Below are 13986 nucleotides of genomic sequence, written 5' to 3'. Positions count from 1 at the left end.
GTTTGACATCGCTCTTGCCCCATCGTTATCCCCGATACGACGATCTGGCGATCGCCCCCATCAATTCAGAATCCCCCGAGGAGAAGCCCGTGTCACACAATCTGCAGTTCTATATCGACGGCGTGTGGGTCGATCCTGTCGTGCCCAGCACACTCGACGTCATCGACCCGTCAAACGAAGATGCTTTCGCGCAGATTTCGCTCGGCTCAAAGGCCGATGTCGACAAGGCGGTTGCGGCCGCCAAGCGCGCCTTCGAGACATTCGGCTTCACTTCGGTCGAGGAGCGCCTCGATATCCTCAACCGCATAATCGAGGTCTACAAGAAGCGCAGCGCCGATCTGGCGCTGGCCGTATCGCGCGAGATGGGCGCGCCGCGCCAGATGGCACTCGACAGCCAGGTCGGCATTGGCCTGGCACATCTGCGGAAGATGGCCGAGGTGCTGAAGTCGTTCGAATTCCGCCACGTCAAGGGCTCGTCGCTGATCGTCAAGGAGCCGATCGGGGTCGTCGGCCTGATCACGCCGTGGAACTGGCCGCTGAACCAGATCACCTGCAAGGTCGGCCCCGCCCTTGCCGCCGGCTGCACCATGGTTCTGAAGCCCTCGGAAATCGCCCCGCTCGACGCCATCATCTTTGCCGAAATCATCGACGAGGCAGGCGTTCCCAAGGGCGTCTTCAACCTCGTCAACGGCGACGGCCCGGGCGTCGGCCAGGCGCTGTCCAGCCATCCCGATGTCGACATGATGTCGTTCACCGGGTCGACCCGCGCCGGCATCCTGGTCGCCAAGGCGGCCGCCGACACGGTCAAGCGCGTGCATCAGGAACTCGGCGGCAAGTCGGCCAACATCTTGTTTCCCGATGTCGATCTCGAAAAGGCCGTCAGCAAGGGCGTCGCCGGCTGCTTCAGCAACTCGGGCCAGTCCTGCAACGCGCCGACCCGCATGTTCGTGCCGCGCGACCGCCATGACGAGGCGACCGGCTACGCCAAGACGGCGGCCGAAAAATTGACCGTCGGCCCGGCCGATGCGGCCGGCACCAAGCTCGGCCCGGTGGTCAGCCAGATCCAGTTCGACAAGATCCAGGACCTGATCCAGGCCGGCATAGATGAAGGCGCCACGCTGGTCGCGGGTGGACCGGGGCGTCCGGCCGAGCTCAACCGCGGCTACTATGTCCGCCCCACCGTGTTCGCCGACGTCACATCAGACATGCGCATCGCGCGCGAGGAAATCTTCGGGCCGGTGCTGGCGATCATGCCTTACGACACAGTGGAAGAGGCGATCGGCACCGCCAACGACACTGTCTATGGGCTGGCGTCCTACATCCAGGCCAAGGATATCGAGAAGGCCCGCGAAGTCGCCGCCCGCATGCGCACCGGCACTGTCTACATCAACTATCCGCAATGGGACGCCGGCCTGCCATTCGGCGGCTACAAGCAATCCGGCAACGGCCGCGAATACGCCGAATACGGGCTGGAGGATTTCCTCGAGATCAAGGGCATCGCGGGGTATAAGGCAGCGGAGTAGGGGCTACCCCTTGGGGACCGGCAACCAGCCGGTCCCGAGGCTTCAGCTCTCAAAGGTGCGGCTTCACTCTTCCCGGAAAGCTTTCTGGATCTGATCCGACAGCGGCTTCACCAGATAGGAAAGCATCGTCCGGTCGCCCGTCGGGAAGAACACTTCGGCCGGCATGCCTGGCGCCAGCGCCAGCCCGCGCAGCTTGGCGACCTCGGTTTTGGGCAGCGTCACCCGCGCCACATAGAAGGCTGCTCCGGTGCGCTCTTCGATGGTGAGATCCGCCGAGATCCGCGACAGCGTCCCGGTCAGCTCCGGCGTGGTTTGCCGATTGAAGGCCGACAGGCGCAAAATCGCATTCTGGCCCATCGTCACCTGGTCGATATCCTGCGGTGCGATATGCGCTTCAACGGTCAGGTCGTCCGTCACCGGTACGATCTGCATCACCTGTTCGCCGGGGGTGATGACCCCGCCGATCGTATGCACCGCCAACTGCAGCACCACGCCATCCTGCGGGCTGCGCAGATCGATGCGCTTCAACTGGTCCTCGGCCGCTACCTTGCGTTCGACGAACTCGGAGATCTTTCCCTGGGTATCGCGTAAATCGGTCGCGACCTCGCTGCGAAGATCCTGGTCGATCTGGATGATCTGCAGTTCGATCTCGGACGCCTTGCCTTTCACCTGGGCAATTCCCGCGGTCAACTGGCCATGCTCGCCTTCGAGCCGCACCGCGTCCCGTTCCAGCGACGTCATGCGGTCGATTCCTATCAGCTTGCGATGCCAGAGCGACCGCACACCTTCCAGCTCGATCTGGATCAGCTCGATCTCGCGGCGTTTCGCCTGCAGCTGCTCGGTCAGGCCGGCACTCTCCTGCTTCAACTGCGCGATCCGTTCGCGCAATTGCGATCGCTGGCCAGACCGCGCCTGGTGCCGGAAATCGAACAGCGATTGTTCTCCGGCCATCGATGCGGCGACACCGGCTTCGTCGCGCCGCGATGTCAAAACGTCCGGAAAGCTGATCGTGTCCTTGCCGTCACGCTCCGCCTCCAGGCGCGCCAACCGTGCATAAAACTCATCCAGACCTTTTGAGACGATCGCCAGATTGGCGCGTGTTGTCGTTTCATCCAGCCGCACCAGAATATCGCCCGCCTTGACCCGGTCGCCTTCACGCACCCTGATCTCGCCGACCACGCCGCCCGTCGGATGCTGAACTTTCTTTACATTGGAATCGACCACCAGCCGGCCAGCTGCGATCACCGCACCCGACATCTTGGTCACTGCCGCCAGGCCGCCAACACCTCCGACAAGCAGCAGACAGGTAGCAACGCCAGCCACGAGATAGCGGCGGACCTGCCGATGATGCAAAGCGGATCTGTCCTCGCTCATGCAGGAACGCCTCTCTCCGTGGCGGCAACGACCTTGAGCGGTGCCGCCGATCGGAAGACCTTGTTCAGCACCTCATCCTTCGGACCGAAGGCCTGCACATGGCCATTGGCCATCACCAGCACGGTGTCGACATTGGCCAGCACACTGGACCGGTGCGCGACGACGATAACGATGCCGCCGCGGTCCCTGATGCCCTGGATGGCGGCGGACAAGGCCACTTCACCCTCTGAGTCGAGATTGGAATTCGGCTCGTCCAGGATGACTAGGAAGGGATCGCCATAAAGAGAGCGGGCAAGGGCGACACGCTGGCGTTGCCCCGCCGACAGCGAGGCGCCGGCTTCGCCAACCTTTGTGTCGTAACCGTCGGCCAGATGCACGACGAGATCATGCACGCCGGCGGCCTTGGCTGCCGCAAGCACCATGTCGGACGACGCATCCGGGTCGAAGCGGGCGATGTTCTGCGCAATCGTGCCGTCGAACAACTGCACATCCTGCGGCAGATAGCCGATATGTTTACCCAGCTCGTCGGCCGGCCACTGGTCAAGCGTCGCGCCGTCCAGCCGCACCGCGCCGCGCGCCGGAAGCCAGACACCTGCAAGCGTACGCACCAGCGATGATTTGCCGGAAGCACTCGGGCCGATGACCCCCAGGCCTGCTCCCCTGGCCAGTGAAAAACTTGCATCCCACACCACCGGCGTGCGTTCGCCCGGCGGGGCGACACTGACATTCTCGACCGCCAGCGCGCTGACAGGCGCGGGCAGGGTCACGCCGGTTGCGCCTTCCGGCAGCGCGGACAGAAGCTGCTTCAGGCGTGCCCAGCTTTGCCGCGCTGAAATGAAGCCCTTCCAATGCGCTATCGCCAGTTCGATCGGAGCCAGCGCCCTGCCCATCATGATCGAGCTTGCGATCATGATGCCGCCGGTCGCCTCTTGCTGGATGACCAGATAAGCGCCGATCGCCAGCATTGCCGATTGCAGCATCAACCGCAGGATCTTGGAAATCGTGCCAAGCGTTCCCGCGACATCGCTGGCCGCCGCATGGGCGTTCAGGTACTCGGCATTGACGGCAGACCACCGCTCGGCGATACGCCCGCCAAAACCCATGGCCTGCATGGCTTCGGCATTGCGCCTTGTCGCCTCGGCCAACGTGCTGCGAACGGCCGCGTGCTGTCCGGCGATCCTTGTCGGGCCGCGGGTCCGGAATTCGGCCAGAAGCGTCAGTGCAAACAGGACAACGGCGCCGGCAAGCGCGGTAACGCCGATCCAGAAATGAAAAATGAAACAGATGCCGATATAGAGCGGCATCCATGGCAGGTCGAACAAAGCGGTCGGTCCGGCACTGCCGATAAAGGAGCGGACCTGATCGAGATCCCGTAGGGGTTGCAGCCCGTCGCCGGAAGGCTTGGCGCGCAGCGGCAGGCGCATCAGCGCCGAATAGACCGACGGGCTCAGCTTTGCGTCCAACCCCTGTCCCAGCCGCACCATGAGGCGAGAGCGGATCAGCTCCAGCACTCCCTGAAACACGAACAATGTTCCCGCAAGCACCGCCAGGCCGACCAGCGTCGGCACGCTGCGACCCGGAACGACGCGGTCATAGACTTGCAACATGAAGAACGAGCCGGTCAGGGTCAGCACGTTGACGACCCCGCTCATCAGGACGATGCCCGAAAACGCACGTCGAAAGGACGCCAGGATTCCGACCAGCGTAAGCGGCGTCGATGGCGTCAGCTGCATGCAGGCTCGCAATCAGGATATGGCATCTCGTCCCTTCAATAGATAACTGCCTTGAGTGTGACATGGACGGGCAAGCCGGCCTGGAACTGCGCGCTGCCCCGCGCCACCAGCCAGCCGTCCGCACGCTCCAGGCGCGCAACGACCTGCAGCGTTGGTGAAGCGGTCGAGCTTGCGGGCAGGGGCAAGGAAAATTCTATGGTCTTTGAGCCGCCCTCGCTCTTGAGGCTGGTTTTGGCGGCGCGGCGTCGCCCACTGTCCTGAATGGCGGGATCCTCAAGATAGATCTCAAGATGACCTTCCGGGATAGCCTTGCCGCCCACAAAGGTGACGGCGCCGCGAATATCTGTTGCGCGAATATCTGGCGCGCGAATATCTGGCGATTGCGCTGCCGCTGCCCCGGTGGCCGCGGCGACTGCCGCAACTCCGGCGGCCATTAACACTGTGCGGCGGTCGGTCATCGCGTCCTCTCCCTTTTCACTGCGCTGGGGTATGCGGGAGGGGAGCCTGACGGCACCCCTCCCCCGGCAACGCGTTAGATGACAATGAAGTCTGCAGCCGAAAGATCCAGATTTGTGTTCAGGTGTGCAAACTGAACGGCTGCTCCCTGTCCGGAACCATCGGCGTCGTAAGACAATATTCCACTGTCGGTGTCGTAGATGATGCGGTCGTCGGCATCATGAGCAGCACCGGCTGCGCTCTTGTAGAATGAGCCCAAAGCGAGGGCGCCGTCGCCGCCAACGCTGGCAAAGATGAGGTTGTCCAGCAGGATCGTATCGTCGGCGACCTTGAAGTCCTTGATCCAGTCGATATTGCCGTTCCCGAGTTCTGTCGAGAAGCGGAAATAGTCGTCGCTGGCGCCGCCGGTCAGCGTATCGGCAGCCAGCCCGCCATCCAAAAGGTCGCTGCCGCCGCCGCCGTTGAGCGTATCGGCGCCCGCAACGCCCGGCTGAGCTGGTGCCGGCGGGAATTCGACCGATACGTTCAGCTTGTAAGTCGAGCCCTCCGGCACGGATTCCACCCAGCCATCGCCAGGAGCGGAGTCCGACCATTCGCCCTCCACAATATAGTAGGTTCCGGTTTCCTGAACGATGAAGCTGGTGCTCGAATCGCGGCCGTTGTTGGAGCCGGGGTCGTTGCCGCCATCGTCGTTCTGGGCGACGATATTGCCATCGCTGTCCAGCACCCTGACGATGCTGTCATGGACATTGGGGTCGGCAATGCCATCGATGTCGATGGTGATGATCGTGCCGGCCGCCAGGTTGATGCTGTAATATCCGCCCAAGCCGTTTCCGGTGGCATTGACGGTGGTGTGAAGGGTGGTCGTCGAATCGAAGATGTCGGGGTCGGCGGTCAGCGAGAAGTTGTTCGAGATGTCGAAGGCGGTCGAGACCGAATTGTTGGTCGCGTCCGGTCCGAGCGTGGCGTAGCCGGTGCCCATGCCCGGGCGTGGCGGAGCATCGCCCTGATAGGCGAAATCGCCGAGCAGGGTGTCATCGCCGCCGCCGCCGTCGATCTTGTCGGCGCCGCCCTGGCCGGTCAGCACATTGGCCGCGCCATCGCCGGTCAGGTGATCGTTGAAGCCCGAGCCAGCCAGATTTTCGATCGAGATATAGGTGTCGCCGCCGGATTTGCCGCCACCCAGTTTGAGGTTTTGCCCGCTGGCCGCGTCGGCGTAGTCCGCCGTGTCGCTGCCGGCGCCGCCATTCAATATATCGGCGCCGCCACCGCCGGTCAGCGTGTCGTTGCCGGCGCCGCCGGAAAGTTTGTTGGCCTGGGCGTTGCCGATGAGATGGTCGTCGAAGAACGACCCGACGGCGTTTTCGAAGCCGACCAGGATGTCGTGCCGGATAACGGTGCCCCGCCCGACGATCTGCACCGGGCCATCGCCGTCGCCGCCATTGGCCGTGCCATTGGCGAGGTCGATCGTCACGCCGGCGGAGCTGCCTTCGTAGACGATCGTATCGATGCCGGCGCCGCCATCCAGATAGTCCTGGCCGGCGCCGCCGATGATCGTGTCGTTGCCGGCTTCACCGTACAGGATGTCGCCGTCATTGCCGCCATCCAGTATGTCGTTGCCGCCGCCGCCGTTGAAATAGTCGCCGCCGCCCCGGCCCCAGAAATGATTGGCCGCCGACGTACCGATGAAACGGTCGATGCGGTCATCGGAGCCGATCAGGTTTTCGATGCTGTAGAAGGTGTCGCCCGTAGCGGTTCCGCCGCTGGCCACGTTCGTCTCGAGGTTGACGAGCAGCTGGAAGGGGCTCTCCTTGCTGAAGTCGACCGTGTCGACGCCGGCGCCACCCCTGAATATATCGACGCCATCCTGGCCGCTCAGCGTATCGTCGCCGTCGCCGCCGTCGAGGATGTCGTTGCCCTGGCCGCCGAGGATCGTATCGTTGCCGCGGCCGCCATAGAGCGTGTCATTGCCGTCGTCGCTCTCGGTCTGGTCTGGAAGGTCGGCGACATCGATGGTGTTGTTGATGTCGCGGCTGGCGAGCGAGTCGCGGCCGCCGATGATGAGATCATCGCCGCCCTGACCGAAGATCGTGTCGTCGCCGGCGCCGCCGTCGAGCGTATTGTTGCCATTGTCGCCGAAGATGACGCTGGTCATCGTGTTGTCGCCGATGGTCGGTGCGGTTTCGGTGCCGCCGTCTCCAGGCTGGAGTGTCGACTCGTCGGCGTAGATGATGTGTTCGACGTTGGCGATTTTCCGGATATTCAAGTTCCGGTTCAGCAGAACGACCGTGTCATTCCCGCCATTCGCTTCCTCGCGCACGATGTCGTCGAGAGAATCGACGAAGTAGGTGTCGTCGCCGCCATTGCCGGCCATGCGGTCGCCGCCGCCGCGGCCATCCAGCACGTTGGCTCCGTCATTGCCGATCAGGACGTCGTCATAGCTGCTGCCGATGCCGTTCTCGATGTAATAGTCGGTGCCGTCGGCGTTGTGCCCGGCAAAGATCGACACATTGTTGCTATGGCCGTTGACGCTGGAGAACTGCCCGGCGCGCAGATCGAGGATCGTGCCGGCCGTCGAGCCGGAGAAGTCGATCGTGTCGGTTCCTCCGGTGTCATGGATGACAAAACCGATATCGTGCTGCATGCCCGAGGAGGTCAGCCGGTAGCCGTCCACGGCACTGCCGAAGCCGTAGACGTTGTCGCCCGTGTTGAGGTCGATATGCTGATAGGTGCGCACGCCGTTCTCGTCGACGGTGGAGAAAAAGCGGCGGATGACTGCCTCGATGTCGGCCATCATCGGCGTTGACGCCGACCAGCGGCTGGTTTCACCGACATCGATCCCGTCGAAATAGGACATGACGCTGTATTGCTGACGGTCGTAGGTCCAGGTCGCATTGTTCAGATAATTGATCTGTACGCCGCCGGGGCCGCTGTAATTGTAGAGCCCGGGGTGGTTCAGGCCGAACTCATGACCGAATTCATGGATGAAGGAATCGAAGACATAGCCGCCAATATCCGTCTTGTTGACCTCGGTGTCGTGGAAACGCTGGCCGATGCTGACATAGCGGTCGTTGGAATAGGCGCTGCCGTCGTCCTCTTCGCCCAGTTCGGGGCTGACAACCTGCATCCAGTCCGTTGCGCTGTTGTATGGTGCATTGTCGACGATTTCGAACTTCAAAGGGGTGACACTGGCCCACATCTGCAAGGCGCCGATCGCGGCGGCCTTGTATTCGGGATGGTCATTGAGCTCGGAGACATTGATCCTCAGCGTTCCCGCCGCGATCGCCGGCGTTATCGACCGGTCCAGCGCTCCAAGGTAGGTGAGGAAGGCCCCGTAATCTTCGCTTTTGCCGTACGGGTTGTCCGGCGTCTGGTCGTTGACCCACCATTGATCGCTGGTTTGGCTTGGGTTCGGCATCCTTGGGACTCCTTGGTCTCGCAGCCGTGGCAATTGCGGCTGTACGGTTTAGCAGTTGCCAACCACCGACAAGCATCGTTTGCGCTTGCCGGTCGAGCCCCGTCCCAGTGCCAACAATGCTATTGGAATCTTCACTTGTCTAGCCTCAGTTCGCGCTCGGTACATATGAAGGTTCTTGGGCGCGCTTGTACCGGCGATTTGAGATACTGGTTTGGTGTTAATTGAGCTATCGCTAATCTATGGTCGTACCTCGCCCGTAGGCACGAGGGGCTGAATGCACAGGCGTGCTTCAGGATCCCGTTCGGCGCGCGAAATGCTCATATGTCACGCGCCAGGGGTCGCTCTCCGCTCGTCTCTCCTCGCCGATCCAGTGAAAGCTGGCGGCGGTGATCTCGGTGAACCGCCACCGCGCCTGCAGGCCGCGCGAGTCGGCGCCCATCTGGACGATGTCCTTGCCTTCGGCCCGCCCGATCTGGCGCGAGTAATCCTGGTTGGGCGGATCGCTCCAGATGATATGCCAGCCACCGATCCCGGGATCGAAGACGCGCAAGGTCGTGCCATACATGGTGGACGGGGCAGGGCGCCTGGGCCTGATCCAGATGTCCTGAATGGCGCGGCCTTCGAGCACCCAACCAAAGTGACACTCGCCATCCCATTTCTGAATTGTGCCGTCGTTGCGGTGGTGGAGCGTCTCCATGTCCCAACTGCCAATCAACCATCCATACAGGTCCATGTCTTTCGCCCGGTCGGCTGGGGGACCTTCGGATGCGAGAGCGGCGAGAAACGTCGTCATGATTGTCTCCAGGGCAAGCCACGCCGAAACGCTGGGCGTTCCAACCATCGCAGCGTTGCGGGTTGGGGGTCTTGGGAAAAATTGCGGAATGCTGCTGTGAAGGCAGCCGCCCTTCCGCGTTCGCGCCATACCAAATCTATGCGTTAATGCTAATGTAGCGTCGGCGGGTACCCCAATGCCCGCCTGGCCGGCGCCTCCTCAGGCAATCTCTTGATGAGCGGCGCCGGCCGCTGACTTCGGCGGCGACCAAGTTCCTGCCGGGGAAATATCAGGCCTGGCGGGAGGGTTACCGCTGGGCGGTTTTGGCCGGCATTTGGATATCGGTATGTATCCCCAGAACGTCCGCTGCCCAATCGCGCAGTTCCGGAGAAGCATCGCCCGATTTCATGATCATTGGAACCCAATCAATTCTCGGGCGGCGCTTCATCTTCCCAGCCGGCCAGCTCCGGCAGGTCGTCAAGCCAACTCTTCTCCGTCGCCGAAGCTTCGCCGGCCTGCGGTACCGCCTCTGTGGCGTTTTGCATGAGCGAGTCCATCCACTTGCGATAGGCAGGCGGGGCCAATTCCGGCGGCAGCACCTTAGCCTTGGCCAGCATGCGTTTGCGGAAACTGAGTTGCCGGCGCAGTTTCGTCGTCGTGAATTTTATCGCCTTGCCCTGATATTGCACCGTCCAGCGCCCATCGCCGTGGCTGGTCAGCCTGTCGATGGCAAAACCGGCATCGACCGGCCTGTCGCGCCAGGGAAGCTCGATGGCATTCCGCCTGAGATCGAGTGCCCATCGCCGGTAATCGGCCCCGGCACGCTGCGGCGGCAGAACGCCGGCCTGTTCGAGGATTTTCCTGCGAAAGGTAGGCTGCTTCTTGATCTGGCCGGTTGTCAGCTCGATGCGATGCCCACGGAACTCGACATGCCAGCGGATTCTCCCGTTGCCGACATATTTTGCCAGCCTGTCGATGGCGAACTCGTCATCGGACAACTCCACGCATCCCTGGCGGATGCGTTCGAGGATGTACTGGCTGTCAGTGGGCATGACGTGCCTTGGCTGGGGAACCTGGATTCGAACCAGGACTAACGGAGTCAGAGTCCGTGGGTCTACCGTTAACCTATTCCCCAGCAGGCGCTGTCGCGCTGGTGGGCCGCCGAAGCAGCCGCGCGTGCCTTGTAGCCGGCGCCGGAAAATAGTCAAGCCTAAGCTGCGTTTCAATCACAGCGTTTCATAGGGGCAATTACGCCCGGGTGGCGCGCCGCACCCAATGATCCTCAGCTCTCCGTCCGGCTGTATTGCGAATGTTCGAAGAACAGCACCACGCCGAGCGCGATCAGCAACGGGATGATCAGGTAGAACAGCCGGAACACCAGAAGTGCCGCCAGCACGCCGACCGGGTCCATATCAGACAGGCCGGCGAGGAACACGACCTCGAACACGCCGAGCCCGCCCGGCGCGTGCGAGATCTGCGCTACCGAGAACGACACCAGGAACACGCCGAGGATAGCGAAATAGCCGGGATTGCCGGCAACGGGCAGGGCAAAGAAGATGATCGCCGCTGCTGCCAGAAGCTCGATCGGGCCGATCAGCAATTGCCGCGCCACGATCGGCAGCGCCGGATAGTGCAGCTGGAAGCCGGCGATTTTCAGCGGCTTCAGATGCAGCCAACTGCCGAAGATGTAGGCGCCGACCAGGATCAGCAAAGCGATGCCGGCGGCGATCGCCAGGCCGTGGTGCGGGGCGCCGGAAAAGCGGTCGATGATTGCAGGCTCGAAAACCAGCACCAGGCCGCCGACCAGAATGCTGGAGAGCACGAAGGTGATCCAGCAGATCGCCACCAGAATGCCGACATCCTGGCCGGTCAGCCCCCTGGTGCCGTAGGCGCGGTAGCGGATCACGGCGCCCGAAAACACCGAGCCGCCGATATTGTGCGACAGCGCGTAGGTGGTGAAGGAGCAGAAGGTGACGAACAGCCACGACACTCGTCTGCCGATATGCAAGAGCGCGATGTGGTCATAGCCGGCGAGCGAGGCATAGGCGACCACCGAGCTCAGTGCCGCAAGCATCCAGCCGCGCGTCGGGATGGCGGATATGCCGTCCCAGACATCGTCGATCGAGATGCCGCGCAGTTCATGCCACAGCAACAACAGCGACCCGATGACCGCCGCGACACCGATGACCGGCCACAGATAGCGCTTCCAATTCGTGGCCCCCCAATTCATGGAGTTGTCGTCATGTGTTGCTGCCCATCGCCCAGGCGGGCGTTAAAACGTCCGCGATTCACCAATTCCCCCTCATTTCAGAAATGCCTCATTGAAGCCGGCTATTCAACCGGCAAGGGTGAGCAGCCGGTTCGCCAACGGCGAATTCGTCGTGCCAGTGGCAAGATGAAAGGCTAGCGAACGCCGGGACGCTGCAAAGCAGCGGGGATCTGGCAGGACGCAGCCGGCAAAATTTGAGTCCTTGCTCTTGGTGATCCGGTCCGGCGCTGCTACTCTGGCGGCAACTTAAAAGATTGAAGCGCCTGCTGCGTCCGGTTTTCCGGTTCGCGCGGCGCCGGAAGGAACTGAAGTGGAAGACCACGACACCGGCGCTGGCGCGCCGGAAGTGGGCGTGTCCAGGGCTTCGCCGCCATCAGGCGGGCCAAGCCCATCCGCCGGGCGGCCCCGCCAGGCGGGGCCCCAGTCCGGCAACGGACAGGCCGGCGACGCCCAGCATCAGCGCGGCAAGGCGAGAAAGCGGCGCAAGCGCCGGCGTGGGCGCAAGGTTTTTGCGCGCGACGACAGCCCTCTCGCAACGGCCGCGGCGGTCGGTGCGCCGGCCTCCGTCGGCCCGGCCGCTCCAGCGCCCGTGCCTTTGCCCTCGGCCCCACAACCCCGACCGGAACAGCCCATGCATCGGCCGCCGATGCAGGAACTGCCGGTGTTTGCCGCGCTCGATCTCGGCACCAACAATTGCCGGCTGCTGGTCGCGGTGCCGCAACGCCATGGCCAGTTCCGCGTCATCGACGCCTTCTCGCGCATCGTCAGGCTGGGCGAGGGGCTGACCGCCAATGGGCACCTTAGCCAGGCGGCGATGGACCGCGCCGTCGAGGCGCTGAAAATCTGCGGCGACAAATTGCGCAACCGCAAGATCAGGAAAGCCCGGCTGATCGCCACCGAGGCTTGCCGCACCGCCGATAATGGCGTCGAATTCCTGCAGCGCGTCGAACGAGAGGCGGGGTTGAAGTTGGAAATCATCGATCGCCAGACCGAGGCGCGGCTTGCTGTATCCGGCTGCGGCTCGCTGGTCGAGCGCGACACGCAAGGCGTGGTGCTGTTCGACATTGGCGGTGGCTCGTCCGAAATCGCGCTGATCGACCTCATCGGCCAGCGCTCGCCGCGGCTGGCCAACCATATCGTGTCGTGGACGTCGCTGCCGGTCGGCGTTGTCTCGCTGGCCGAGCGCTTTGGCGGCCGCACGGTGACGCGCGAGATCTTTGCCGCCATGGTCGATGATGTCGCGGTGCGGCTAAAGTCCTTCGACGGCCGCGACCGGCTGAGCCATGTGCTGGCCAGTCCGAAATTCCATCTGCTGGGCACATCCGGCACGGTGACGACGCTGGCCGGCGTCCATCTCGATCTCGAACGCTACGACCGCCGCCGCGTCGATGGGCTGTGGATGGACCGCGACAGCGTCGACCGCATGGTCGAAAAACTGGTTGGCTGGGATTTCCAGCAGCGCTGCGCCAACCCGTGCATCGGCGCCGACCGTGCCGACCTGGTGCTGGCCGGCTGTGCTATCCTGGAAGCCATCCGTGCGGTGTGGCCGTCGGAGCGGCTGCGCGTCGCCGACCGGGGCTTACGCGAAGGCATTTTGAGCGAGCTGATGGCCGATGACGGCGTCTGGCGCAACAGTGGGCGAGGCCGACAGTGACCAAGAAGCCGGAAAAGCCGGGCTCCGCCAGCATTCGTGTCCTCAAGACGCGGATCAAGAAGAAGAGCGGCCTGAAGGAATCGTCGCGCCGCTGGCTGCAGCGCCACATCAATGATCCCTATGTCCAGCGCTCCAAGGCCGACGGCTATCGCTCGCGCGCGGCCTACAAGCTGATCGAGATCGATGACAAGCATCATCTGCTGAAACCCGGCATGAAGGTCATCGATCTCGGTGCGGCCCCCGGCGGCTGGTGCCAGGTGGCGGCCGCGAGGACGAAATCGACGGCTGATAATCCACATGTCATCGGCATCGACTATCTCGAAATGGATGCGGTGCCGGGTGCGCCGGTGCTGCTGATGGATTTCCTCGACCCGGAAGCGCCGCAAAAGCTCGCCGAGGCGCTGGGCGGCGACCCCGATATCGTGTTGTCCGACATGGCCGCGCCGACCACCGGCCACAAGCGAACCGACCACATCCGCACCATGCATCTGTGCGAGGTGGCCGCCGATTTCGCGCTGTCGGTGCTGAAGCCGGGCGGGCACTTTTTGGCCAAGACGTTTCAAGGCGGCGCCGAAAACGAGCTGCTGTCGATGCTCAAGAAGAACTTCCGCTCGGTGCACCACGTGAAGCCGCCGGCGTCGCGGGATGAGTCGGTGGAACTGTATTTGCTGGCGAAGGATTTTAAGGGCAGAGAGCCACCAGTGGCATCGTCATCCTAGGGCGAAGCAAGGAGCGAAGCGACGCAGCGCAGACCCTAGGATCCATGCCGTGACGTTAACGCGTTGAA

The 13986-nt window shown here is 63.1% G+C and carries 10 protein-coding genes and 1 tRNA gene; 3 read left to right on the top strand and 8 right to left on the bottom strand.

The window, feature by feature from the left end; all coding sequences use genetic code 11:
- Window positions 1-89 precede the first annotated feature (89 nt).
- Window positions 90-1523, top strand: coding sequence for an aldehyde dehydrogenase family protein (locus NKI15_RS27055; RefSeq protein WP_023705799.1), 1434 nt, complete (start codon window positions 90-92; stop codon window positions 1521-1523).
- Window positions 1524-1586: 63 nt separating this feature from the next.
- Here NKI15_RS27055 and NKI15_RS27050 read toward each other — a convergent pair whose 3' ends face one another.
- The 8 genes from NKI15_RS27050 to NKI15_RS27015 form a co-directional block, all read right to left on the bottom strand.
- The gene (locus tag NKI15_RS27050) at window positions 1587-2897 is read right to left on the bottom strand and encodes an HlyD family type I secretion periplasmic adaptor subunit (protein WP_023689671.1); all 1311 of its coding nucleotides are present in this window, start codon (window positions 2895-2897) and stop codon (window positions 1587-1589) included.
- The gene (locus tag NKI15_RS27045; RefSeq protein WP_023698050.1) at window positions 2894-4630 is read right to left on the bottom strand and encodes a type I secretion system permease/ATPase; all 1737 of its coding nucleotides are present in this window, start codon (window positions 4628-4630) and stop codon (window positions 2894-2896) included. Before NKI15_RS27045 ends, NKI15_RS27050 begins: the two co-directional genes overlap by 4 nt.
- Window positions 4631-4665: 35 nt before the next feature.
- Window positions 4666-5088, bottom strand: coding sequence for a hypothetical protein (locus NKI15_RS27040; RefSeq protein ID WP_023682883.1), 423 nt, complete (start codon window positions 5086-5088; stop codon window positions 4666-4668).
- A gap of 74 nt (window positions 5089-5162) precedes the next feature.
- The gene (locus NKI15_RS27035) at window positions 5163-8504 is read right to left on the bottom strand and encodes a M10 family metallopeptidase C-terminal domain-containing protein (RefSeq protein WP_352515338.1); all 3342 of its coding nucleotides are present in this window, start codon (window positions 8502-8504) and stop codon (window positions 5163-5165) included.
- Between the two features lie 289 nt (window positions 8505-8793).
- Window positions 8794-9297 (bottom strand): hypothetical protein, encoded by a 504-nt coding sequence (locus NKI15_RS27030; protein ID WP_023705804.1) that lies wholly within the window; start codon window positions 9295-9297, stop codon window positions 8794-8796.
- A 404-nt stretch (window positions 9298-9701) separates the two neighbouring features.
- Entirely contained in the window at window positions 9702-10328 is a 627-nt protein-coding gene (locus NKI15_RS27025) for a hypothetical protein (RefSeq protein WP_031196890.1), read from the bottom strand.
- 9 nt (window positions 10329-10337) lie between these two features.
- Window positions 10338-10411, bottom strand: a tRNA-Gln gene (locus NKI15_RS27020).
- Between the two features lie 147 nt (window positions 10412-10558).
- Window positions 10559-11506 (bottom strand): lysylphosphatidylglycerol synthase domain-containing protein, encoded by a 948-nt coding sequence (locus NKI15_RS27015; RefSeq protein WP_023705805.1) that lies wholly within the window; start codon window positions 11504-11506, stop codon window positions 10559-10561.
- A gap of 349 nt (window positions 11507-11855) precedes the next feature.
- Here NKI15_RS27015 and NKI15_RS27010 point away from each other — a divergent pair, with 349 nt between their 5' ends.
- Both NKI15_RS27010 and NKI15_RS27005 read left to right on the top strand, forming a co-directional pair.
- Complete coding sequence (locus tag NKI15_RS27010; protein ID WP_023705806.1) at window positions 11856-13199, top strand: Ppx/GppA phosphatase family protein; 1344 nt, start codon at window positions 11856-11858, stop codon at window positions 13197-13199.
- Complete coding sequence (locus NKI15_RS27005) at window positions 13196-13918, top strand: RlmE family RNA methyltransferase (RefSeq protein ID WP_023705807.1); 723 nt, start codon at window positions 13196-13198, stop codon at window positions 13916-13918. The genes NKI15_RS27010 and NKI15_RS27005 overlap by 4 nt, the downstream gene beginning before the upstream one ends.
- Window positions 13919-13986 lie beyond the last annotated feature (68 nt).

The sequence above is a fragment of the Mesorhizobium sp. M0862 genome, assembly GCF_040319795.1.
Taxonomy (GTDB): domain Bacteria; phylum Pseudomonadota; class Alphaproteobacteria; order Rhizobiales; family Rhizobiaceae; genus Mesorhizobium.
Note: the sequence above shows the minus strand (reverse complement) of the source record. Positions and strands in the feature narration are given on the sequence as shown.

Excerpts from the sequence above, each read along its gene's own strand:
- NKI15_RS27050 (WP_023689671.1), bottom strand. The coding sequence starts at position 2,897 with ATGAGCGAGGACAGATCCGCTTTGCATCATCGGCAGGTCCGCCGCTAT.
- NKI15_RS27045 (WP_023698050.1), bottom strand. The coding sequence starts at position 4,630 with ATGCAGCTGACGCCATCGACGCCGCTTACGCTGGTCGGAATCCTGGCG.
- NKI15_RS27040 (WP_023682883.1), bottom strand. The coding sequence starts at position 5,088 with ATGACCGACCGCCGCACAGTGTTAATGGCCGCCGGAGTTGCGGCAGTC.
- NKI15_RS27035 (WP_352515338.1), bottom strand. The coding sequence starts at position 8,504 with ATGCCGAACCCAAGCCAAACCAGCGATCAATGGTGGGTCAACGACCAG.
- NKI15_RS27030 (WP_023705804.1), bottom strand. The coding sequence starts at position 9,297 with ATGACGACGTTTCTCGCCGCTCTCGCATCCGAAGGTCCCCCAGCCGAC.
- NKI15_RS27025 (WP_031196890.1), bottom strand. The coding sequence starts at position 10,328 with ATGCCCACTGACAGCCAGTACATCCTCGAACGCATCCGCCAGGGATGC.
- NKI15_RS27015 (WP_023705805.1), bottom strand. The coding sequence starts at position 11,506 with ATGAATTGGGGGGCCACGAATTGGAAGCGCTATCTGTGGCCGGTCATC.